Genomic DNA, 23,574 nt, shown 5'->3' on the forward strand with positions numbered 1-23,574 from the left:
GCGGGCGGCTTGTCCACAGATTATGTTGGCAAGCTTGTGGACAACCCCTCCATTAACGGCACCAAGCCATTGATCGGAAAGGGTTTGTCATCGGTGCGCGGCAAACGCGCCGGACCGCGGCAAGCACGCGCTCACATCGGCCGCTTCACGCTGGCGGCCGCCCACGAAGCCGACTTGCTCGTCGTCTGAAGGCCGACGCGGCGTTCATGAATCGGCAGCCGGGATTCATCTCGACGCAGCTTCATCCAGAAGGTCGGCGTGGCCGATATCTGCACGGCGGGCGTTCGCATGTGCGACGTGTGGCGGCGCGTGACATCGGCCGAATCGCGACCGCCGACTTCTCCACAGAAAATGTTGGCAAGCTTGTGGATATCCTGCGCACCGCGACGCTAAACCCTTGATCCGATGGACTTTGGCACGCGTGATGCAGACGCGGCGCACGTGATGGCCGTCGCGCGCACCCTTCGCCGCACATCGCGTCACGACGCCGCGACAACGGACGCCCGCCCCCCGTCATGACCGCTGCATGCGGACCGAACCTGCATCGCCCACTTACCCACAAATTTTGTTGGCAAGCATGTGGATAGCCTGCGCATACCGCGATCAAGCATTTGATCCGAAAGACTTTGTCCGCGCCGCCTAGAAAACGGCACACGGGCGGCCAAGCGCCGGTTGCATGCCGCTGCGGTACGTGATGCGCCGCCCGCCGTGCCGGCTGCGGTGCTTGTCCACAGATTGTGTTGGCAAGCGTGTGGATAGCCTGCGCATACCGCGGCCAAGCGCTTGATCCGAAAGACTTTGTCCGCACTGCTTCAAACGCGGCACGACGCCGCGCGCCGCGCGGCGCGCCCGCCGTTCGGGGGCTTGTCCACACTTTTTGTTGGCAAGCATGTGGATATCCTGAGCATGCGCGAGCTAAGTCGTTGATCGCACAACGTTTGGTCGCGCGGGTCACGACTGCGGCACGATGCGCCCGCGGCGTGCGCGATGCCTGTCGCGCCCTGCCGTGCCGCGCTGCTCAGCCGAACGTCCGCGCGACGATGCGTGCGACCGACGCGATCACGTCGTCCTTCGCCCGCGCATCGGCTCGCGTCTGCGTGTAGTACACGGCCAGCACGATCGGCGCGCGCGACGTCGGCCAGATGACGCCCGCGTCGTTCGTCGTCCCGTAGTCGCCGGTGCCGGTCTTGTCGCCGACCGTCCACCCGGCCGGCACACCCGCGCGGATCCGCTTGTCGCCGACCTTGTTGCCGCGCAGCCACGTGACGAGTTGCTCACGCTGCGCGGCCGGCAACGCGTCGCCGAGCGTCAGCACGCGCAGGCTGGCGGCCATCGCGGCCGGCGTCGTCGTGTCGCGCGGGTCGCCCGGCAACGCGGTATTCAGTTCGGTCTCCCATCGATCGAGACGGAACGTGTCGTCGCCGATCGAGCGCGCGTAGGCCGTGACCGCCGACGGTCCGCCGATCAGCTTCATCAGCAGGTTCGCGGCCGAGTTGTCGCTGTACTGGATCGTGGCCTCGCACAGCGCGGCGACCGTCATGCCCGCGCCGACATGCTTCTCCGATACCGGCGAATAGTTGACGAGATCGGCCTTCGTATACGTCACGCGCTGTTGCAGCAAGCCCGGTTGCTCGACGCTCCGCGCGAGCACCGCCGCGCTCAGCATCGCCTTGAACGTGCTGCAGAACGGGAAGCGCTCGCCCGCGCGATGCTCGATGACCCGGCCGCTCGCCGTGTCGATCGCACACACGCCGAGACGGCCGCCCGCGTCGCGTTCGAGATCGGCCAGCGTCGTCGCAGCAGCAACAGGCGCAATGGCGTCCGCGGCAGCCGCCGCTGCCGCCGTGGCGGCGTCCGGCGCAGCGGCCTGTCGCGACGCGCATGCGGTGACGGTAAGAACGAGCGGCGCCGTCGCGGCGGCCAGCAACAGGGATCGACGTTTCGATGAGTAGGTCATGTCGGTTGTCTCGTGGTGGAATGGCGGCGAAACGTGGTTGGCGCGTTGAAAACGGCCGGCCGCCGAGGCAGCACTATCGGCACTTTACGGTTGCCCGACAAGCAACGATAATTGAGCGCTGACAAAAGAAATTCTTATGACTAAGCTCCGCCCTCATCTTCCGCTCAATGCGTTGCGCGCGTTCGAATCGTCGGCGCGCCACCTGAACTTCACGCGCGCCGGCCTCGAGCTGAGCGTGACCCAGGCCGCCGTCAGCCAGCAGGTGCGCTCGCTCGAGGAGCGGCTCGGCTGCACGCTGTTTACGCGGCTGCCGCGCGGCCTCGGGCTGACCGACGAGGGGCGCGCGCTGCTGCCGGTGCTGAGCGACGCGTTCAGCCGCATCGAGACGGTGCTCAAGCAGTTCGACGGCGGGCGTTTCCACGAGGTGCTGACGCTCGGTGTCGTCGGCACCTTTGCCCTAGGCTGGCTAATGCCGCGGCTGAAGCAGTTCGGCGACACGCACCCGTTCGTCGAGCTGCGGCTGCGGACCAACAACAACGTCGTCGACCTCGCCGCCGAGGGCCTCGATTTCGCGATCCGCTTCGGTGAAGGCAACTGGCCGGCCACGCGCAACGAGCGGCTGCTCGATGCGCCGCTCACCGCGCTGTGCGCGCCGGACATCGCGCGGCGCGTCGCGCGTCCGGCCGATCTCGCGAACGAAACGCTGCTGCGCTCGTATCGCACCGACGAATGGCACGGCTGGTTCGACGCCGCGCGGCTCGAACCGTGGGCCGTCAATGGGCCCGTGTTCGATTCGTCCCGGCTGATGGTCGAGGCCGCGATGCAGGGTGCGGGCGTCGCGCTCGCGCCCGCGTGCATGTTCTCGCGCGAACTGCAGCTCGGCCAGCTCGCGCGGCCGTTCGACATCGACGTGCGCGCGGGCGGCTACTGGCTCACGTCGCTGAAGTCGAAGCCGCTGACGCCGGCGATGACGCTCTTTCGTGACTGGATCGTGGCGGAAGCGGCCGGTATGGCGCCGGCGAACTGACGCGGCCGCGCTTGTCCACAGATTTTGTTGGCAAGGATGTGGATATCCTGGGTACGCGGCGCCTAACCCCTTGATCGCGCACGCATTCGCGCGCCGACGCACGGCGCGGGCAGCCTTTGCACGCGGGCTTCGCGCACCGCTCGCATTCGGGCCGGATCCTCAACTCGTGCGACGCAATCGATTGCGAGTTGTCCACAGATTTTGTTGGCAAGCCTGTGGATATCCGCCGGATCGGACGCGTAACATCTTGATACACAAGGGGATTCGATCCGCGGACCTTGACCGGTCAATGGCGTGGCACCGGAATGATTGTGGAACCGCGCGCCGCGCATGCGTGGCGCGCCCGGCCGAGGGCCGGGGCGGTTCTCCACAGATTGTGTTGGCAAGCGTGTGGATATCCTGCGTATCGGGCACCTAACTGATTGAGCGCACGGGGTTTTTGCCGCGTGCGCAGAATCGGGCAGCGCCTGCGCCACCCGTACGTCAATGGCGGTCGAGCCCGCCGCGCAATTCGCTCGCCTTGTCGCGCAACGCTTCGTAGCCCGAACGCGCATGCTCGGGCAGGTCGGGATCGCCGATCAACGCGCCGAGCGTTTCGATCAGGCTGAACAGAATGCCCTTCGCCGCGCCGACCGCGATGCTCTGCGATTCGATCGACTTGTGCAGGTGGTCGACCGCCGCTTCCAGATTCTCGAGCTTGTGCTCGCCGTCGTCGGGCCGGTTGTCGGTCGTCATCGTCTACCTCCGCCATCGTTCAAGGGTCATGTCACGATTCTATGCCGCCGCGCGCGAACGTGGCGCGACATCGCGCAACGTTCGCGCGGCGCCCCGCTACAGCACCGCGACCACCTTGACGCGGCCCGGCCGCTCCGCCGCCGCGACGACCTGCCCGTCGACCCGGCGGAACGTCAGCGACACGGTTTCGTCGCCGACGCGCAGCGCATCGATCCGCAGCCAGTCGACGCCTTCCGGCAATGCCGGGCGTTCGACCCGCACCTCGTGGCGCGACGCGTCGATGCTCACGCCGAGGCACGCCTGCAGCATCATGAACGGCGCGCCGGCCGCCCACGCCTGCGGCAGGCAGGCAACCGGATACGCGGTCGGCGGTTCGCCGCGCCGGCGCGGGAACCCGCAGAACAGTTCCGGCAAGCGCATCTCGAAGCTCACCGCCGCCTCGAACAGCGCACGCAGCAGGTTCACCGCGGCCGTCTTGTCGCCGTAGCGCGCCAGGCCGCGCGCGATGAGCGCATTGTCGTGCGGCCACACCGAACCGTTGTGATAGGCCATCGGGTTGAAGCGCGGCTGGCCGGCCGCCAGCGTGCGGATGCCCCAGCCCGTCTGGAACAGCGCCGAGCCGAGCACGCCGGCGACCGCCGCGCCGCGCTCGGCGTCGGGCAGCCCGAACGCAAGCAGATGGCCCGCGTTCGATGCGAACACGCGGCACAGCTCGCCATGCCCGTCGAGCGCGATCCCGTAGAAATCGCCTTCCGGCATCCAGAACAGCGCATCGACCTGGTCGCGCAGCGTCTTCGCGCGCAACGCGTAGCGCGTCGCGTCGGCCGCATGGCCGCGCCGGTGCGCGCACGCCGACATCGCGTCGAGCGCCGCGCACGCGTAGGCCTGCACCTCGACGAGCGCGATCGGCCCGTCCGGGAAACGGCCGTCCGCATGGAACACCGAATCGTGGCTGTCCTTCCAGCCCTGGTTCGCGAGGCCGCGCTCCGACGTGCGCTGGTAGTCGAGCAGTCCGTACGGATTGCGGTCGCACTTGTCGATCACCCATTGCACGGCGCGCTCGAGCGCGGGCCACAGCTCGTCGATCAGCGCATCGTCGCCGGTGCGCTCGGCATAGGCGCCCGCGAGCACGATGAACAGCGGTGTCGTATCGACGCCGCCGTAGTACAGCGCGAACGGCACCTCGCCCGTTGCGGCCATCTCGCTGCGGCGGAACTCGTGCATGATCTTGCCGGGCTCCGCGTCGCGGAACGCGGAGGTCTCGCGCGCCTGATGCTCGGCGAGAAAGCGCAGCACGCCGCGCGCGAGCGACGGCTGCAGCCACAGCATCTGCAGCGACGTGATGATCGCGTCGCGGCCGAACGGCGTCGAGAACCACGGAATGCCCGCATACGGGTACGGCCCCGTGTCGAGCTGCGTCGTGAGCAGCCCGAGATCCGCGAGCGAACGATCGAGCCACGCGTCGAACAGCGGATTGCCGGTGTTCACGCGCGCCATCGACTCGCGCCGTGCCCGCATCTCGCGATGCACGCCGACGAGCGCCGTGCGCAGCGCGACGCGGCCGCACCCGGGCCCTTCGCCCTGCGCGGGCCCGAGCGTCGCATCGACGGTCAGGTAGATCGACACGCACGCCTGCGCGGCGATCGTCAGCGTGTAGTCGGCACGATCGACCGACAGCGCGTCGGGCGCCGGCGAAAAATGCACGGTCACGTTGCGCTCCACGCCGTCGAGGCCGTCGTACCGCAGCCGCACCGCGCCCGCGTCGACGCGCGGCGCGCCCACCGTGCCGCGCTTGGGCCGCCGCGTGCCGCGCACTTCGAACATGTCCTTGAAATCCGCCGCGAACGACAGCGACAGCGGCACCTCGGCTTCGCTCGCGCCGTAGTTCGTCAGCGTCAGCGCTTCGTGCAGCACGTCGCCCACGAGCACGCGCATGCGCTCGATATGGATCACGCCCTCGGGCGTCTCGTGGCCGCCGAGCGGCGGCAGCGGGCGGTTCGTCAGGTGCGCGGTGAACGACGCGTTGTCGGCGCTCGTCGCGCCCGACAGCAGCGACGGCGCGCGGCCGCCGAACGTCAGGCGCCACGTCGACAGCACGCGCATGTCGTCGACGAACAGGCCGTCGTCATGGCCGGCGATGTCGCCGAGCGCGTCGCTGACCACGAACGCGTCGCCGGATTTCAGCACGTACTGGTTGTTGCGCGCGAGGACCTGCGGATCGGCTTCGGGCGCGATGAAAGCGGGACCCGACGCGGTGGCCGGGGGAATCGGCGCGACTTGCGGCGCCTGCGTCGTCGTGGCTTCGGCGTGATTCGGCATCGATGCTCCTGTGTCGAGGCGCAACGCGCGGCGCGCGTCGCGTGTTTCGCACAGGATAGGCCAGAACGGCGAACGTGCGCAGCGACGAAACGGCCGCGGCGCCACACGACGTTGCTTCGTCGCATGGCGCCGCGGACGGGCACGTCAGTCGCCGGTCAGAATTTCCACAGGATGTTGCCGAGGATCGCGTTGTCGCGCACGCCGCTGCCGTATTGGCCGCTGTACGTGAGGCCGAGCGTCAGGCGCTTCGTGATGTTCGCGTCGATGCCGGCTTCGAGCACCGCGCTGTCGCGAGCAATCGGCACGCCCGATACCTGGAACGACGTGCCGCCGTTCGCGAACGTGAACGCCGACGACGGCCGCACGTTGCCGAACGCATGCCGCCAGCCGACCGTCCCGCGCGCGGTGAACGTGCCGCTCGCGATCGAGCCGAGCTGCGACGCCGCACGCAGGCCGAGCGTCGAGAAGCCGACGTGGGTCGTCTCGCCGTCGGCGCGCAGCGCGGCCGCGCCGCCGGTTTCCGTATAGCCGTCGGTATGCAGGTTCACGTACGCGAGGCCCGCGAACGGTTCGATCGCGACCGGGCCGACCGGCAGCGCGTAGCCGACTTCGCCGAACACCTGCGCCGAATGCGCGTTGTAGCCGGCCGAGTCGTGATCCGAGAAGCCCGCGAAGCCCGGATACCGGTCGCTGTTGATGCGATACCACGTGTACGACGCGCCGCCGCGCACGCCGAGCGCGCCGTACTGCGCGCCGCCGTACAGCGACAGGTAGTAGCTGTTCACCGCCGCCGACGAACTCTGGTCGTTGTCGAGCGAGCTGTGCGTGACGCCCGCGGCCAGACCCGCACGCCACTTGTCGTTGAACGCCATGTCGGCGCCGGCGATGAAGCCCGTCATGCTGCGGTTGATCGACGATGCGTTGCCGTCGCCGGCGAGCCGGCTGCGGCCGCCGAACGCCTGCCCCCAGACGACCGGCTGATAAGGCGTCCCGCCGTAGCACCCGTCGCGCGAACCGATCCGGCGCTCCGGCGGCAGCGTCGGGTCGGCCACGCCGGCCGTGTTGTCGCCGCACAGCGCGGCGCCGCCCGACGACAGCGCCGCGAGCGGGCCCGATCCGGGCGCGAGACCCTGACGGACGCGATCGGTCACCGCGTCGCGCACATAGCGGCTGTCGAGCAGCAGCATGCTCTTCAGGCTCGCCTGCAGTTCGCCGCCGAGCAGCCCGTACGCGCGGCGCGCGGTCGGCGCGTCTGCCGTCAGCACCGTGTCGTACAGCGGATTGCCGGTGCCGAGCGCGGCCACCGCGGTCGCGACCGAGCGCTGGTTCGGCGTGGTGGCGACGTCGGGCAGCGACGTGCCGTTCTGAGCCAGTTGCAGATACACGTGACCCGGATCGTAGCTGAGGGTCGGCGTGAGGAACGCATAGTTCGCGCTCACCTGGGTGAACGCGCCCTGCACGCCCGACGATGCGCTGAGGATCGTGTACGTCGTGCCCGGCTGATAGGTGCTCTGGTTCGCGAGCACCTGCACGGTGCCGCCGTTCAGCGTCGCCGTGCCGCTCGCCGCGAGGCTGCCGCTTTGCTGCGGCGTGGCGGCGACCTGGAACGTCGAACCCGGCTGGAACGTGACGTTGCCGCCTACGTTCAGCGCCGCGCCCGGCTGCGTGGCGGCCGCCGTCGCGCCGCCTTGCACCACGAGGCCGCCGATCGTGCCGGTGCCCGTCAGCGTCGCGCCGTTCTGCACGGTGACGGTCGACTGGCCGAGCGAACCGTTGACGGCGAGCGTGCCCGCGGCGACCGTGGTCGGGCCGCTCAGCGTGTTCGTGCCGGTCAGCGTGAGCTGCCCGCTGCCGGCCTGGGTCAGCGAACCGGTGCCGGACAGCACGCTCGCGATCGTCACGTTGCCCGATTGATTGACGATCAGCGCACCGTTGTCGACGACGTCGCCGGCCACGCTGCCCGACGTGCCGCCGTTGCCGAGTTGCAGCGTGCCGCCGGCTGCGATCGTGGTGCCGCCCGTGTACGTGTTGGCGCCGGTCAGCACCTGCGTGCCGCTCGCCACCGTCACGCCGCCCGAGCCGCCGATCGTGCCGCCGAAGGTATTGCTGCCGCTGCCGTTCAGCGCCAGCGCGTTCGCACCGAGATTCACGTTCGTGCCGGCCGCACCCGACAGCGCACCGATCGTTTGCGTGCCGGTCGCGCCGCTCACGTCGAACGTCGCACCCGTGCCCGCGAGATTCACCGCGCCCGTCGATGCGAGGCTGCCGCCCGCGCCGAGCGCGAGCGTGCTGCCGCCGGCGATCGTCGTGCCGCCCGTGTACGCATTCGCACCCGTCAGCGTTTGCGTGCCCGTGCCGGCGAACGTCACGCCGCCCGTCCCGCCGATCGCGCCGCCGAACGTACCGTTGCCGCTGCCGTTGAGCGTCAGCGCATTCGCGCCGAGATTCACGTTCGTGCCGGCCGCGCCGGTCAGCGTGCCGATCGTCTGCGTGCCGGTCGCCCCGCTCACGTCGAACGTCGCCCCCGTGCCCGAGAGGTTCACGGCGCTCCCCGACGCGAGGCTGCCGCCCGCACCGAGGGCGAGTGTGCTGCCGCCGGCGATCGTCGTGCCGCCCGTATACGTGTTGGCCCCCGTCAGCGTTTGCGTGCCCGTGCCGGCGAACGTCACGCCGCCCGTCCCGCCAATCGCACCACCGAACGTACCGTTGCCGCTGCCGTTCAGCGTCAGCGCATTCGCGCCGAGATTCACGTTCGTGCCGGCCGCGCCGGTCAGCGTACCGAACGTCTGCGCGCCCGTCGCGCCGCTCACGTCGAACGTCGCCCCCGTGCCCGCGAGGTTCACGGCGCTCCCCGACACGAGGCTGCCGCCCGCGCCGAGTGCGAGTGTGCTGCCGCCGGCGATCGTCGTGCCGCCCGTGTACGTGTTCGCGCCCGTCAGCGTTTGGGTGCCCGTGCCGGCGACCGTCAGCCCGCCGGCGCCGCCGATCGTTCCTCCGAACGTACCGTTGCCGCTGCCGTTCAGCGTCAGCGCATTCGTGCCGAGGTTGACGTTCGTGCCGGCCGCGCCAGTCAGCGTGCCGATCGTCTGCGCGCCCGTCGCGCCGCTCACGTCGAACGTCGCACCGGCGCTGGCGAGGTTCACCGCGCCGGTCGAGGCGAGGCTGCCGCCCGCGCCGATCGCCAGCGTGCCGCCGCCGCTGATCGTCGTGCCGCCGGTGTATGTGTTCGCGCCGGTCAGCGTCTGTGTGCCGCTGCCGGCCAGCGTCAGGCCGCCGGTGCCGCCGATCGCGCCGCCGAACGTGTTGCTGCCGTTGCCGCTCAGCGTCAGCCCGTTGCCGCCGAGGTTCACGCTCGTGCCGGCCGCGCCGGTCAGCGTGCCGAGCGTTTGCGAGGCCGTCGCGCCGCTCAAGTCGAACGTCGCCCCCGCGCCCGCGAGGTTCAGCGCACTGCCGGACGCAAGGCTGCCGCCCGCGCCGAGCGCCAGCGTGCTGCCGCCGGCGATCGTCGTGCCGCCCGTGTAGGTGTTCGCGCCGGACAGCGTCTGCGTGCCGGTACCCGACAACGTGAGGCTGCCAGTGCCGCCGATCACCCCACCGAACGTGCCGCTCGCCGTGCCGCCGAGCGTCAGTGCGTTGGCGCCGAGGTTCACGTTCGTTCCCGCGACGCCCGACAGCGCGCCGAGCGTCTGCCCGCCTGTCGCACCGCTCAGATCCAGCGCCGCGCCGGCACCGGCGAGATTCATCGTGCCCGTCGGCGCGAGGCTGCCGCCCGCGCCGAGTGCCAGCGTCCCCGCATTGATCGTCGTGCCGCCCGTATAGGTGTTCGCGCCGGTCAGCGTCGTGGTCGCCGCGCCGTTCTTCACGAGGCCGCCGCTTCCGTTGATCGCGCCGGTCAGCCCGAGATCGTTGCTGCCGCCGAGCGTCAGCGTCGAGCCGGTCGCGAGATTGACCGCATTGCCGACCGACAAGGCCGCATTCGTATCGAGCGTGGCCGCGCCGCCGATGTTCAGCGCGCCGGAACCCAGCGCCCCGCTGTTGCCGAGCACGAGGCTGCCGCTATTGAGGTTCGTGCCGCCGCTGTAGGTATTGACGCCGTTCAGCGTCTGCGTGCCGGTGCCCGACAACGTGAGGCTGCCCGTGCCGCCGATCACACCGCTAAACGTGCCGCTCGCCGTGCCCCCGAGCGTCAGTGCATTGGCGCCGAGGTTGACGTTCGCTCCCGAGACACCCGACAGCGCGCCCAGCGTCTGCCCGCCTGTCGCACTGCTCAGATCCAGCGTCGCGCCGACGCCGGCGAGGTTCATCGCGCCGGTCGATGCAAGGCTGCCGCCCGCGCCGATCGCCAACGTGCCCGCGTTGATCGTCGTGCCGCCCGTGTACGTGTTCGTGCCGGTCAGCGTCGTGGTCGCCGCGCCGTCCTTCACGAGGCTGCCCGTGCCGGCAATCGCGCCACCGAGCGTAAGACTGTTGCTGCCGCCGAGCGTCAGCGCGGCGCCCGTGCCCAGATTGATCGCATTGCCGACCGACAAGGCTGCATTCGTATCGAGCGTGGCCGCGCCGCCGACGTTCAGCGCGCCAGCGCCCAGCGCCCCGCCGTTGCCGAGCACGAGACCGCCGCTATTGAGGTTCGTGCCGCCGCTGTAGGTATTGGCGCCGTTCAGCGTCTGCGTGCCCGTACCCGACAACGTGAGACTGCCGGTACCGCCGATCACCCCGCCGAACGTGCCGCTCGCGGTGCCGCCGAGCGTCAGCGCGTTGGCGCCGAGGTTCACGTTCGTTCCCGCGACGCCCGACAGCGCGCCGAGCGTCTGCCCGCCCGTCGCACCGCTCAGATCCAGCGTCGCGCCCGCGCCCGCCAGATTCATCGCGCCGGTCGATGCAAGGCTGCCGCCCGCGCCGAGCGCAAGTGTGCCCGCATTGATCGTCGTGCCGCCGGTGTACGTGTTCGTGCCGGTCAGCGTCGTCGTCGCGGCGCCGTCCTTCACGAGGCTGCCCGCGCCGGCAATCGTGCCCCCCAGCGTAAGGCTGTTGCTGCCGCCCAGTGTGAGTGCGGCGCTCGCGTCGAGATTGATCGCATTGCCGACCGACAGGTTCGTGGTCGTATCGAGCGTCGCCGCGCCGCCGACGGTCAGCGCGCCGGTACCGAGCGCCGACGCGTTGCCGAGTACCAGTCCGCCGGCGTTCAGCGTCGTGCCGCCCGCATAGTTGTTCGCGCCCGACAGCGTGAGCGCCGCCGCGCCGTTCTTCACGAGACCGCCGCCGCCGGAAATCACGCCGCCGAGGCCGAGATCGGTGCTGCCGCCGACCGTCAGCGTCGTGCCCGTCGCGATGTTGACGCCGTTCGCGAGCGACACGTTGGCAGTCGCATCGAGCGTCGACGAACCGTTGACATTCACCGCACCGAGGCCGAGCGACGTATTGCTGCCGACGACGAGGTTGCCGCCGTTCAGGTTGGTGCCGCCCGTGTACGTGTTCGCGCCCGTCAGCGATTGCGTGCCGGTACCCGACAGCGTCACGCTGCCCGAACCGCCGATCGTGCCGGCATAGGTGGCATTGATGCTGCCGCCGAGCGTCAGCGAATTGGCGCCGAGGTTCACGCTCGTTCCCGCGACACCCGACAGCGCGCCGAGCGTCTGCCCGCCCGTCGCACTGCCCAGATCCAGCGTCGCGCCGGCGCCGGCAAGGTTCATCGTGCCCGTCGACGCGAGGCTGCCGCCCGCGCCGAGCGCAAGTGTGCCCGCGTTGATCGTCGTGCCGCCCGTGTACGTGTTCGTGCCGGTCAGCGTCGTGGTCGCCGCGCCGTTCTTCACGAGGCCGCCGCTTCCGCCGATCGCGCCGGTCAGCCCGAGATCGTTGCTGCCGCCGAGCGTCAGCGTCGAGCCGGTCGCGAGATTGACCGTGTTGCCGAGCGTCACGTTCGCGCTCGTGTCGAGCGATGCCGACGCGTTGACGTTCAGCGCGCCGGTGCCGAGCGACGAATTGTTGCCGACCACCAGGCCGCCGCCATTCAGGTTCGTGCCGCCCGTGTAGCCGTTCGCGCCGGACAGCGTCAGCGTGCCGCCATCGTTCTTCGTCAGCGCGCCGCCGCCCGACACCGTGCCGGACAGCGTCAGACCGGTCGCGCCCTGCACCGTCAGGCCGCCCGCGCCGAGCGACACGTTGTTGGACACGTCGAGCCCCGCCGTGCCCGCCTGCAACGCACCGCCGTTGCCCGTGACGGTCCCGGTGCCGAGCGACGCGTTGTCGTTGATGATCGCCACGCCGCCCGTCAGCGTCGCGTCCTGCGCGGTGGACGCGCCGTTGATGGTCCAGTTGCCGCTCGTGACGTCGAGGTGATTGAAGTTGATGTAGTTGTTGACCGCGATCGTGCCGTTCGCCGCGGCGCCCTGCTGCAGGTTGAGCGTATTGTTGCCGCCCGCGCCGCCGTCGACGACGCCGGTTGCGGCCACGCCGAGCGTGACCGGGCCGATCGTGATGTTGAACGCGCCGCCGGTGCCGCCGGCCGTGTTGACCGACGAGCCCGTCACGGCATTGAACGTGTTCGTGCTGTTCGCCCCCATCGACACGCCGCCGTTGATCGTGCCCGAGTTGGTGAACGTATTGCCCTGCCCCGGCGTGCCGTTCGAACCGAGCGACACGCGGCCGGTGATCGTCCCGCTGTTCGTCATGTTGACCGTGCCGCCGCCGTATGCGGCGACCACCGGCGCATCGGCGCCGACGAGGGTCGCGCCGGGCAGTGGGGACGAGCCGATCGTGCCGGTGTTGTTGATCGTCGACGTGCCGCCCGTGCCGTTCTGGACCGACAGCGCCATGCCGGTCACGCCGCTGATCGCGACGCCGGTCGAGCCGTTCATCGTGCCGTTGTTGGTCACGGTCGTGGTGCTCGCCGCCGCGTTGCCGACCACCGCGCCGCTCGACAGCACGCCGAGCCCCGAGCCGAGCACGGACGGGTCGATCGTGCCGTTGTTGGTCAGCGTGACGTTACTGCCGGTCAACGACATCGCCGTGCCGCCGACCCCGAGCAGCACACCGACGCTTGCACCGGGGTTGACCGTCGCATTCAGGTTGTTGGCGCTGTTCGAATAACTGGGCGCCAGCGGGTTCGCGGCGCCGGAGCAGGTCACCGTCGTGCCGGCGGTGCTGCAGGTCGCGTGGGCGGGAACGATGCCCGCGCCCGACAGCGCCAGAAACACGCCCGTGGGCAGCAACAGTCTCGGAAACGGCTCACTCGCTTTTCTCGAACGGGCAGGATTCATGCTTTCCCTCTTTATTGATCTCGGTTTTTGGTATGGGTATTGCGGCCGCACTGGACGGCACGCAGCAGAAACTCGCGGATAAAAGCGTCCTCCCCGGCAATCGCGATGCGCTGTCGGTTTATTCGTGATGATTTTTTGATCGGCCCGGAAATGCAGCTGCGGAACTAGTCGAATGACATGGTGACGGCCCCTGTTTTTTTGCAGCGACTTTCTGGTTGATTTGATTACTGCCCGCTTTCGTCAGACTAGGCTATATCAAACTCAAACCGTTTTCCAGTCGATATTTTCCTGTCGGATCAACGGCCGACGGTTATGTAGTTTTTTTACTTTCTGACAGATGCGCAGCGATAACATGCAACACACTCTTCGCCGGCCTTCTTGATTTTTCGCAAAGACAACGATTGTTCCGCATCGGTGGAAACACCGATATATCACCCCGATTCAATACACGCTGATTTTGCAGTGCAATATTCTTACCGCGACGAATGATCCATGCAGATAATCAACATCCGCTTAATAAATCGATCGGACCTCGATTATGGAACTGTCGGCGAAACTGTTTTGATTTTTGTCCCCTCAAGACATCTGAAACGAGAATCGCTATTATTTATTCAGTGCCTATGACACCCGCGCGGCCGGCGCGGACGACAGAAAACCGGAAAAAACAACGAAACCACCCGCACCGGAAGCGCGCGCTTCCGGGCCGCCCCGTCACGAAAACAGGCGCATCAGATAAAGCATCGGCCGAAACGAAACCGGCCGCGCATCGGGATTCACCCACAACCGCACCGCATACACCGCGTAGGCCGGCACCTCGCGCCAGCTCGAATAGAGATCGCGCCACTGGAAGCGGCGCGGATACGCGGCGGAGATGTTCGACCGCGCAATGCCGACGCGCTCGAACGCGAGGCGCGCCCGCGCGAGGTGGTAATACTGGCTGACGATCAGCACGCGCGACAGGCGATGCGCGCGCAGGTAGGCAAGCGTGTGCTGCGCGGTCGCGAGCGTGTTGTCGCCCTGATCGTCGACGGCGATCCGGTCCGCCGGCACGCCGCGCGCGACGAGGTAGTCGCGCATGGCCGTCGCCTCGTTCAGCCCGGGCCCGTCGATCGCGCCGCTGACCAGAAACGCCGGGCACTGCCCCGCGCGGTAACAACCCACGCCGACATCGAGCCGGGCCGCGAGCACCGGCTTCGGCGCGCCGGTTTCGTCGAGCGCGTTGCCGAAGATCACGGCGACGTCCGCCGGGTCGCCCGGCATCCGCATGCCATGGACGACGATCGCGGCAGCCGCCGCGCCCCAGACGCACGCGACGACGGCCAGCACGCGGCCGGCCCGGGCCGCGAAGCCCCGTTTGGTTCGATATTTCAAGGTATTCGGTCTCTCAGGTGTCACCGGGGGCGTCGGCCGGCCCGGCCCCGAACAGGCGCGTCACGCTAGCACGGCGCGCCCGCGCCTGTCCATGCGATGGACCGATGCCGGCCGAGTGGGCCGGCCACTGGAAGATCGAAAGAATGTGAGGGCGTGCGCCCGGCCGCGGCCGACAGCACCGCCCGGCTCAATCCGCCGGGCACATCGCGAGCCGCCCCATCGCCTCGCCGGCGCCGCGCACCGCGCAGGTGGACGGCTCGTCGGCGATCCGCGCGACCAGCCCGGTCTCGTCGTACAGCAGGCGTTCGAGATCGGCGAGCAGCGCGCCGCCGCCCGTGAGCACCGCGCCGCGATTCGCGATGTCGGTCACGAGTTCGGCCGGCGCGTTTTCCAGTACCGACTTCACCGCGCCGATCACCTGCTTGAGCGGCGCGGCCAGCGCGTCCGCGACGTCGTGGTTGGACAGCTCGACCGAGCGCGGCAGGCCGTCGCCGATGCCGCGGCCGACGGCGCGGGTCGACGTGCGCGGCACCGCGCTCGTGGCCGAGCCGATCGTCTTCTTCACGTGCTCCGCCGTCTGTTCGCCGAGCAGCACGCCGTACAGGTTGCGGACATGGTTGACGATCGCCGCGTCGAACTGGCTGCCGCCGACGCGGATCGCCTCGCGGTACACGATGCCGCCGAGCGCGATGACCGCGACTTCGGTCGTCCCGCCGCCGATGTCGATGACCATCGAGCCGACCGGCTCGGTCACCGGCAAACCGGCGCCGAGCCCGGCCGCCAGCGGCTCCTCGATCAGTTCGACCTCCGATACGCCGGCCGCGAACGCGGCCTCGCGGATTGCGCGGCGCTCGACGGCCGTCGCGTCGGACGGCACGCACAGCGTGACCTCGACGCGGCGGCCGAAGCGCGAGCGGGTGCGCGACATGTCGATGAAGCTGCGGATCATCTGCTCGGCTGCGTGCGCGTCCGCTATCACGCCGTGCCGCATGGGCCGCACGGCTTCGAGATGCCCGGGTTCGCGGCCGAGCAACGCCTTCGCGAGCTCGCCGACGGCCTCGAGGGTGGGCCGAGCGTCGCTCGCGCCGCCCTTGCGGAAGCAGACGACCGACGGCTGGTTCAGCACCACGCCGCGTTCGTGCGTATAGATTCGCGTACTCGCCGTTCCCGGGTCGATCGCAACGGGTTGCGCAAACAACTTTCCGAACAGCGGTGTCGACATATCAAACCTTTGTGAAGGAGCGGGCCGGGACAGCCGCGCCGCACTTTTTCGCCGCGCGTGCATGCCGCCCCATCACGAGCTTAGCGGCAAATCGTTCCGATACTTTAGCCAATTCCAATGATTTTTTCGCGACGAAATTGCCGAAAACGGCGTCCCGCGCACGTCCGGCTACGCAACAGCCGCTCGCATCGGGCCTGTAAAACACGGTAATCTCTCGGTCTTGCCTGTTCCCGGCAGGCCTCCGACGCACGATCACGCCAGGTATGTTCACCATGACAGCGACCGTTTCCTTCCGCTGGGCGCCGCTGCGCCCGCTCTGCACGACGCTCGTTGCCTTCTGGTGCTGCGCGGTTGCCGCGCAACCGCTGCCGGCCGCCGAATCCGCCGCCGCCCCGACCATTGCGGCCGCAGCCAACCCCGCGGCTGCCGCCGCACCCGCCGCCGCGGCGCACACCTGCGCGGCCGACGGCGGCCCGGCCGGCCGCCCGTCGATCGGCCTCGTGCTGTCCGGCGGCGGCGCGCGCGGCTACGCACACCTCGGGGTCCTGAAAGTCCTGGAGGACAACCGGATCCCGATCGACTGCATCGCGGGCACCAGCATGGGCGCCGTGGTCGGCGGCCTGTACGCGAGCGGGATGGCGGCCGACGAGATGCAGAAGCGGCTGTCGGAGGTCAACCTGGCCGATATCGCGTTCGACGTGACGGACCGCGCGGACCTGCCGCAAACCAGCCGGGAAGACGAACGCCTGTACATCAACGGGCTGACGCTCGGCTTCGGCAAGAAAGGCGTCAAGGCGCCGGTCGGCCTCGTTCAGGGCAACCGGCTGCAGGCGCTGCTCGCGAACTGGACGGCCGCCGTGCCGACCAACCAGCCGTTCGACCACCTGCCCATTCCGTATCGCGCGGTCGCGACCGACCTGCAGACCGGCCAGATGGTCGTGCTCGACCACGGCTCGCTGCCGCTCGCGATTCGCGCGAGCATGGCGATGCCGGGCCTGTTCGCGCCGGCCGAGATCAACGGGCGCGCGCTCGTGGACGGCGGGCTCGTCAGCAACCTGCCCGTCGACACCGCGCGGCAGATGGGCGCGAACATCGTGATCGCCGTCGACATCGGCTCGCCGCTGCGCCCGCTCGATGCGCTCGCGTCGCCTGCCGACGTGATGCAGCAGATGGTCGGCATCCTGATCCGCCAGAACGTGACCGCGCAGCGCAAGCAGCTCGACGCGCACGACGTGCTGCTCACGCCGGACCTCGGCTCGCTCGCGTTCACCGATTTCCAGAACGCGAAGCAGGCGATCGCCGCCGGCGAGATCGCCGCGACCGCGGCGCTGCCGAAGCTGCGGCGTTTCGCGCTCACGCCGGAACAGTACGCGGCCTACCGGTCCGCGCATGCGCAGCCGCTGCCGCCGCCGATCCGGATCACGCGCATCGACATCAAGACCAGCGGCGGCGTGCCCAAGCGCGTCGTCAGCAACGCGCTGCACGTGAAACCCGGCGACATCTACGATCCGAAGACCGTCAGCCAGGATCTGCTCGGGCTCACGACGGGCGGCAACTTCGAGAGCGTCACGCAGCAGATCGTGAGCCGCGGCGACGACAACGTGCTCGAGATCGACGCGCGCGAGAAGTACTGGGGGCCCAACTTCCTGCTGTTCGGGCTCGGCATGTCGAGCAGTTCGACCGACGAAGGCGGCTTCCGCCTGCACGTCGGCTACCGGCGGCCGTGGCTCACGGAATCGGGGCTCGAATTCCGCGCGGACACGACGATCGGCAGCGACCTGCAATCCGCGCGCATCGAGTTCCGCCAGCCGCTGTCGATGGCATACGGCGTCTATCTGTCGCCGTACGCGGAATACCAGCGCCGCTACGCGAACCTGTACGACGACACCGGCGACGTGAAGATCACGCAGTACCTGATGCAGACGGCGCGCGCCGGACTCGATCTCGGTTTGCCGATCGGGCGGCTCGGCGATTTCCGGATGGGCGTCGGTTACGTGACCGGGCACGGCTCGCCGACCTACAACCTGCCGTTCGACGACGGCAGCGGCCAGGCGCTGCTGTGGCCGAGCTTCACGTCGCAGGCGCTGATCGCGCGCGCCCGGCTCGTGATCGACCAGCTCGACGATCCGCTCTTCCCGCGCAAGGGCTATTTCACCGAGCTGCGCGTCGAACGCTCGCTGGTGTCGCGCAACGGCGGCTCGGCGCAGGAATTCTCCGACGGGATCAACAACGCACCCTATACCGAGATCTACGGCAAGGCGATGATCGCGCAACAGTTCGGCCGGCACAGCGTCAGCGCGACGATCGAGGGCGGCAAGAGCATCGGCGGCACCAACCTGATCAACGCGTTCAACTTCACGCTCGGCGGCTTCCAGCATCTGTCCGCGTACGCGGCCGACCAACTGAACGGCAACGAGCTCGCGTACGGGCAGGTCACGTACATGAACCAGTTGATGACGTTCAACGCGTCGCCGGTCAAGGCGCTGTCGGTGGGCGCCAGCGCGGAAGTCGGCAACGTGTGGTCGAGCGGCCAGCAGATCGGCGGCGGCGCGCTCAAGCAGAGCTATACGTTCTTCACGAGCCTGTCGACCGCGTTCGGGCCCGTCTATATCGGCGTCGCGCTCGCCCCCGGCGGCCGACGCAACTTCTACCTGCAGCTTGGCCGCACTTATTGAGCATGCGCGGATGCCGCTGCGGCGGTATCCGCGGCGCCGTCTCGACGGCGGCCATCGACTTCACGGTTGCCGCGGATCGGCCTTGCGGCGTGGCGCTAGACCGGCCAGCTGATCTCGAACCGCGCGCCGCCGAGTTCGACCGGATCGACGACCGCGATGCGGCCGTTGTGGGCGTGGAGCACCTGTCGCGTGATCGACAGGCCGAGCCCGTAGCCGCCGGTACGGCGGTCCAGGCGCACGAATGCGTCGAAGATCCGTTCGCGCTCGCTCTCGGGCACGCCGGGGCCGTCGTCCTCGACGAAGATCCCGATGTTGCCGTGCACGAGCGAGATCCCGACGACGATCCGCGATTGCGCGTACTTGCTCGCGTTGCGCAGCAGGTTGCGCATCGCATACGACATCAGCCGCCGGTCCATCTTCACGCGCAGATCCGACCCGATCGCGATGCGCGACTCGATCGCACGGTCCGGATACAGCAGTTGCGCGTCGCTCACCTGATGCTCGAACCACGCGACCGGCGCGGTCATCTCGAGGTTCGACTGCAGCGAGCTGTATTCGAGCCGTGCATACGTGAGGCTCATGTCGATCAGCTCCTCGAGCTCGGTCACGTCCTGCGCGATGCTCTCGAGCGCGCCCTGGTATTCGGCCGCCGAACCCGGTTCGCGCAGCATTTCGAGCGCGAAGCGCACGCGCGCGAGCGGCGTGCGCAGTTCGTGCGAGATCCCGTTCGTCAGGTCGCGCTGCGCGGCGATCAGCCGCTCCATGCGCATCGCGAGCGCATTGAGCGTGCGCGCGAGCGGGCCGATGATCACGCTGTGCGATTCGCGCGCACGCGTGTTGAAGCGCCCGCCGGTGAAGTCGATCGCCCGCTCGCGCACCATCACGAGATCCGACCAGACCGGCCGCATCCACCGATACGCGGCGAGCGCCGGCGCGGTGAACACGAACGCGAGCACGATCCAGATATCGCCCGGCAGCGAATCGAACGCATGCCACACGACCTGCGGCGACAATTCGACGCACAGCGCGAGCGCGGGCACCAGCGCGGTCAGCAGGACGAGGCCGAGCAGATGCAGGTAGGTGCGCAGGTACAGGCGCGACCAGCTCGGAATGCGGTCGGCGCGCGTGTCGGTCCACGCGCGGCGGAAGTGCAGCCAGCGCCATTTGACGTAGCGCAGCGTCGGCAGCGGCGGTGCATCGGGGTGCGAACGGGTTCGTCGGATCATCGCGGCTCCCGGCCGGCGGCCGGCATGCCCGCGCGGAACGTGGCGGCGTCGCGCGAAGGCGGCCTCATTCCCACGCGTGCTTGCTGAATTGATAACCCTTGCTGCGGATCGTCTTGATCCGCTGCGGGTTGCTCGCGTCGTCGCGCAGCTTGCGGCGCAGCTTCGAGATGCGCCCGTCGATCGTGCGGTCGAGGCCGTCGAATTCGACACCGCGCAACTGCAGCATCAGATCGTCGCGGCTGACGACTTCGCCCGCGTGACACACGAGCGCCCACAGCAGGTCGAATTCGGCCGACGTCAGATCGGGCGTGCTGCCGTCGGGCAGCACGACGGTGCGGTCGGTGCGGTCGATCGAGAACTTCCCGAACGCGTAGCGCTCCGGCTGCGGCGCGGTGCCTTCGGCCACGCGCGCGGGCGCGCGGCGCAGTTGCGCCTTGATCCGCGCGAGCAGGATGCGCGGCTCGACCGGCTTGTGCACGTAGTCGTCCGCGCCGAATTCGAGGCCGAGCAGCTCGTCGAACGGCTCGTCGCGCGCCGTCACCATGATGATCACGCCGTCGTACTGCTTGCGGGCCTCGCGGCAGATTTCGAAGCCGTCCTTGCCGGGCAGATTCACGTCGAGGATGACGAGATCGGGACGAATGGACAGGATCGCCGGCACCGCAGCGTCACCATGCAGCACAGTGTCGACTTCATAGTCGTTCTTGCGCAGGTAGCCGGCGATCAGCGTGGACAGACGGGTGTCGTCTTCGACGAGCAGGATGCGAAAAGACATGGGCAGCGGTCGGGTCATCGGGGAAGCCGCGGCGGCGCCGGCCGGTGCCGGACGCCGGCCATCGGCCGAAACGTACCGCATGATACTGCGCCCGCCGCTTGCCTGTTTGGCTGTCTTGAAAATAAGGGCGCGACTCGGGCCGCGCTTGACGAATCGGCGCCGGGACGGTTCCATACGGGCTCGCCGGCATCCCGGCCCTGCTTCCATCCTGCCTGACGTGATGAATTACCAGACGATTCTTGAACGCATCCACACCGAACTCGCCCCCTGGATCGGCCAGGGACGAGTGGCCGACTACATTCCCGAACTCGCGAAAGTACCTGCCGACAAGTTCGGGATGGCGGTCGTGACGCTCGACGGAAACGTTTACACGGTCGGCGATGCGCACGAGCGCTTCTCGATCCAGAGCATCTCGAAGCTGTTCGCCTGCACGCTCGCGTTCCAGTTGCTGGGCGACGCGCTGTGGGAACGGGTCGGCCGCGAGCCGTCCGGCACCGCGTTCAATTCGCTGGTTCAGCTCGAAAGCGAACGCGGCAAGCCGCGCAATCCGTTCATCAATGCGGGCGCGCTGGTCGTCACCGACGTGCTGTGCCGCCGCTTCGTGAAGGCCGAGACGGCGCTCGTCGAATTCGTGCGGCGGCTGATCGGCGCGAACGACATCGACTACGACTCGCGCGTCGCGACGTCGGAGTTGCAGCACGCGGAGCGCAACCGCGCGATGGCGCACTTCATGGCGAGCTTCGGCAACATGCAGATGCCGCCCGATACGGTGATCGACGCGTATTGCCGGCAGTGTGCGATCGAGATGAACTGCGTCGAGCTCGCCAGCGCCGCGCTGTTTCTTGCGAACGGCGGCGTCGCGCCGGCGACCGGCGAGCGGATCGTCGATTCGAGTTCCGCGAAGCGGCTGTCGGCGCTGATGCTGACTTGCGGCACCTATGATGCGGCCGGCGATTTCGTGTATCGCGTCGGGCTGCCGGCGAAAAGCGGCGTCGGCGGCGGGATCGTCGCGGTGCTGCCCGGGGAGATGGCGGTGTGCGTGTGGGCGCCGGGGTTGGATGCGAACGGGAATTCGTTGGCGGGGACCAGGGCTTTGGAATGGTTGACTACGTATTCAGGGCGGTCGATTTTTTGAAGCGTCGAAGTCAAGCGTGCCTCATGTGGCGCGACGGCGGCAGATTCATATCGGCGCGAGCTAGAGCGTTTAACGGGGAATTCGGCCATCGGCAGCGAACGCCGCGCGTCTTCAGGTCATTGAACACCTTCATCCAGAACTTGGCACCCTCTGTGTTCTCGATCCAGCGGCCCGGAATGTCACGGGTGCCGTCGGGCAGCACGCCCAGCGCCAGGTACACCGCCTTGTTGCGCACGACGGCGTCTTCGCGAATCTTGACTCGAAGGGCGTCGAAGCCGGCGAAGCGCCGTTCGTGCTTGGGTATCAGGATGGGTTCGAAGCTGCCGTCGCGGTCGCGAGGCACCTCGATGCGAATCGGGCCGTCTTCGGTCAGGACCGTCTTGGCGCCCCGTCCGTTGCGCTGATTCGTGGCGTTGGCCGGCTTGGCCGCACCGGAGGGGTAGCCAAGATGATGATTCATCTCGCCGCTCAGCGCTCGCTCGATCAGCGCCTTCTTGAGCGCCAGCGTCGCGGCATTGATGGCTTCTGCTGTCATCGGACCGTTGCCAAACTGCTCAAGCAGTTCGGCCGGAACCGCCGGCAGCTCCACCGGCTGGGCTTTCGGTTTGCGAGGCATGCACTCTCCTTGAGAGCATGTTATGCCTTAAACACGAAATTCCTGACAGGCCCTCACGGATCGGTCTCTGAATCTGGACATCTGGTTCGCAGATCCCTACGCCCCTCGGCAACGGGACAACAACGAAAACACCAACGGCCTGCTGCGCCAGTTTCTGCCCAAGGGTGCGGACCTGTCAGGCGTCACCCAGACGCAATTGAACGACATTACCAATTTGATGAACGGCCGCCCTCGCCAAACCCTCGAACGGCCCCCCTGAAGAGGCTATGGCGATGGAATCGGCTGTCGCCGGATTGGATAACCGTTGCACCTGATTCTTGAGGCCGCCTGGTCACCATTGGCTGCGGCGTTCTTAGTCACCCATCCTGTATAGTCCCCGATCTGCCGCAATACCGTATTCGAGATTCACTGCTTACATTCCGCCGTCGTTCCCGAGTTGTACTCCATGGTCAAACCATAAACGTTCATCCGCTTTCCCGGAAACCACTCCGGAACGAGATTCAGCTTCGCCAGCACCTCTTCTTTGCAATACGAAATTTTTTGTGAACTTGAGTCAATGACACGCCATCCTTGATAAGCAAAAGTATCTCGATAAGCGGCCAGCAATTTTTCATCCACCGACCGGGAGTCCATACTCACCATAATCAGCGCAGCACTACCTCGTTCGCTTTCTTTATAAAATACAACCAGCCCACCTTGCCCAAGGATTCCATTGATATCAGACTTCATCTGCCGATATTTTTCAACAGTATCCATAGGAATATTAATCAGCACCCTCGCAAAAAAAACATAAGCCACCGCCGACAGCAATACACTAGCAATCAAAGTCTTTAGCAGTCTCATCAAAAATCATCCATCATTATTGAACCTTTCCTATTCTTGCTCCGTTCCCAACCCCAAGAGCGCCACCCATGCTTGGTATTTTCGTTACGCCTCCTGCATCAACGCCGGGCCTCGCTACGGCTCGTATCCTGCACCGACGTGAGATTCAGGTTGCCACCCACCTCCGCCATCACCCTGTTGGCGTTGACGTTTGCCCCAACGATGTTGGTATTGCCGCCGCTGACGATCGTCGCCGTATTGCTCGCGTCGACGTGTGTATTGTTCTGCGTCGCCGCATCCGAATTCGCGTCGCCGCGCGCAAGCGACATCGACACCGAGACACCGAATCCGCCGGTGCCATATGACACGCCCACGCTCGCGCTCTTCGATTCGTTCGTGCTGCACGTGCTGTCGGTACGCGACCGTCCGTATTTACGT

13 protein-coding genes and 3 pseudogenes are annotated in these 23,574 nt (G+C 67.8%); 5 read left to right on the forward strand and 11 right to left on the reverse strand.

Features of this window, described 5'->3' with window-relative positions; genetic code table 11:
* Positions 1 to 36 precede the first annotated feature (36 nt).
* Positions 37 to 189: a hypothetical protein gene (locus CFB35_RS35465; protein ID WP_226094027.1), complete on the forward strand. Its 153-nt coding sequence runs from the start codon at positions 37 to 39 to the stop codon at positions 187 to 189.
* 829 nt (positions 190 to 1,018) lie between these two features.
* On the opposite strand, the gene blaPEN-B is transcribed toward CFB35_RS35465, so the two are convergent.
* Positions 1,019 to 1,957 carry a PEN-B family class A beta-lactamase gene (blaPEN-B, locus tag CFB35_RS25140; RefSeq protein WP_089465705.1) on the reverse strand — a complete coding sequence of 313 codons (939 nt, stop codon included), beginning with the start codon at positions 1,955 to 1,957 and terminating at the stop codon, positions 1,019 to 1,021.
* A 136-nt stretch (positions 1,958 to 2,093) separates the two neighbouring features.
* On the opposite strand from blaPEN-B, the gene penR reads away from it, so the two are divergent.
* Entirely contained in the window at positions 2,094 to 2,984 is an 891-nt protein-coding gene (gene penR / locus CFB35_RS25145) for a beta-lactamase transcriptional regulator PenR (RefSeq protein WP_089465706.1), read from the forward strand.
* Positions 2,985 to 3,467: 483 nt separating this feature from the next.
* Here the strand turns inward: penR and CFB35_RS25150 are convergent, their stop codons facing one another.
* From CFB35_RS25150 to CFB35_RS25170, 5 genes are all read right to left on the reverse strand, one after another.
* On the reverse strand, positions 3,468 to 3,719 hold the full coding sequence (locus CFB35_RS25150; protein ID WP_006482135.1) for a hypothetical protein: 252 nt from the start codon (positions 3,717 to 3,719) through the stop codon (positions 3,468 to 3,470).
* 96 nt (positions 3,720 to 3,815) lie between these two features.
* Positions 3,816 to 6,038, reverse strand: coding sequence for an amylo-alpha-1,6-glucosidase (locus tag CFB35_RS25155; protein WP_089465707.1), 2,223 nt, complete (start codon positions 6,036 to 6,038; stop codon positions 3,816 to 3,818).
* A gap of 155 nt (positions 6,039 to 6,193) precedes the next feature.
* Complete coding sequence (locus CFB35_RS25160; RefSeq protein WP_089465708.1) at positions 6,194 to 13,294, reverse strand: autotransporter-associated beta strand repeat-containing protein; 7,101 nt, start codon at positions 13,292 to 13,294, stop codon at positions 6,194 to 6,196.
* A 711-nt stretch (positions 13,295 to 14,005) separates the two neighbouring features.
* The gene (locus CFB35_RS25165) at positions 14,006 to 14,665 is read right to left on the reverse strand and encodes a YdcF family protein (RefSeq protein ID WP_060011829.1); all 660 of its coding nucleotides are present in this window, start codon (positions 14,663 to 14,665) and stop codon (positions 14,006 to 14,008) included.
* A gap of 187 nt (positions 14,666 to 14,852) precedes the next feature.
* Positions 14,853 to 15,887: a rod shape-determining protein gene (locus tag CFB35_RS25170; RefSeq protein ID WP_059639835.1), complete on the reverse strand. Its 1,035-nt coding sequence runs from the start codon at positions 15,885 to 15,887 to the stop codon at positions 14,853 to 14,855.
* A gap of 272 nt (positions 15,888 to 16,159) precedes the next feature.
* On the opposite strand from CFB35_RS25170, the gene CFB35_RS25175 reads away from it, so the two are divergent.
* Positions 16,160 to 18,562: a patatin-like phospholipase family protein gene (locus CFB35_RS25175; RefSeq protein ID WP_059585097.1), complete on the forward strand. Its 2,403-nt coding sequence runs from the start codon at positions 16,160 to 16,162 to the stop codon at positions 18,560 to 18,562.
* A 95-nt stretch (positions 18,563 to 18,657) separates the two neighbouring features.
* Here CFB35_RS25175 and CFB35_RS25180 read toward each other — a convergent pair whose 3' ends face one another.
* Together CFB35_RS25180 and CFB35_RS25185 are read right to left on the reverse strand one after the other, a co-directional pair.
* Positions 18,658 to 19,788: an ATP-binding protein gene (locus CFB35_RS25180; RefSeq protein WP_059584559.1), complete on the reverse strand. Its 1,131-nt coding sequence runs from the start codon at positions 19,786 to 19,788 to the stop codon at positions 18,658 to 18,660.
* A gap of 64 nt (positions 19,789 to 19,852) precedes the next feature.
* Positions 19,853 to 20,563 (reverse strand): response regulator, encoded by a 711-nt coding sequence (locus CFB35_RS25185; RefSeq protein ID WP_059584557.1) that lies wholly within the window; start codon positions 20,561 to 20,563, stop codon positions 19,853 to 19,855.
* Positions 20,564 to 20,783: 220 nt separating this feature from the next.
* Between CFB35_RS25185 and CFB35_RS25190 the strand changes: the two genes are divergently transcribed.
* Positions 20,784 to 21,698, forward strand: a complete 915-nt coding sequence (locus CFB35_RS25190; protein WP_059584555.1) for a glutaminase — start codon at positions 20,784 to 20,786, stop codon at positions 21,696 to 21,698.
* Positions 21,699 to 21,795: 97 nt separating this feature from the next.
* Here CFB35_RS25190 and CFB35_RS25195 read toward each other — a convergent pair.
* Positions 21,796 to 22,314 (reverse strand): annotated as a pseudogene (locus CFB35_RS25195) (transposase); the annotation flags it as partial.
* A gap of 85 nt (positions 22,315 to 22,399) precedes the next feature.
* Here CFB35_RS25195 and CFB35_RS35715 point away from each other — a divergent pair.
* Positions 22,400 to 22,628, forward strand: a pseudogene (locus CFB35_RS35715) (transposase); the annotation flags it as partial.
* Positions 22,629 to 22,719: 91 nt separating this feature from the next.
* Here CFB35_RS35715 and CFB35_RS34610 read toward each other — a convergent pair.
* On the reverse strand, positions 22,720 to 23,157 hold the full coding sequence (locus CFB35_RS34610; protein ID WP_143328757.1) for a hypothetical protein: 438 nt from the start codon (positions 23,155 to 23,157) through the stop codon (positions 22,720 to 22,722).
* 101 nt (positions 23,158 to 23,258) lie between these two features.
* Positions 23,259 to 23,552 (reverse strand): annotated as a pseudogene (locus tag CFB35_RS25205) (hemagglutinin repeat-containing protein); the annotation flags it as partial.
* Positions 23,553 to 23,574: the final 22 nt, after the last annotated feature.

Origin of the sequence: Burkholderia sp. AU16482, assembly GCF_002223285.1 — a bacterium.
Lineage (GTDB): Bacteria > Pseudomonadota > Gammaproteobacteria > Burkholderiales > Burkholderiaceae > Burkholderia > Burkholderia semiarida.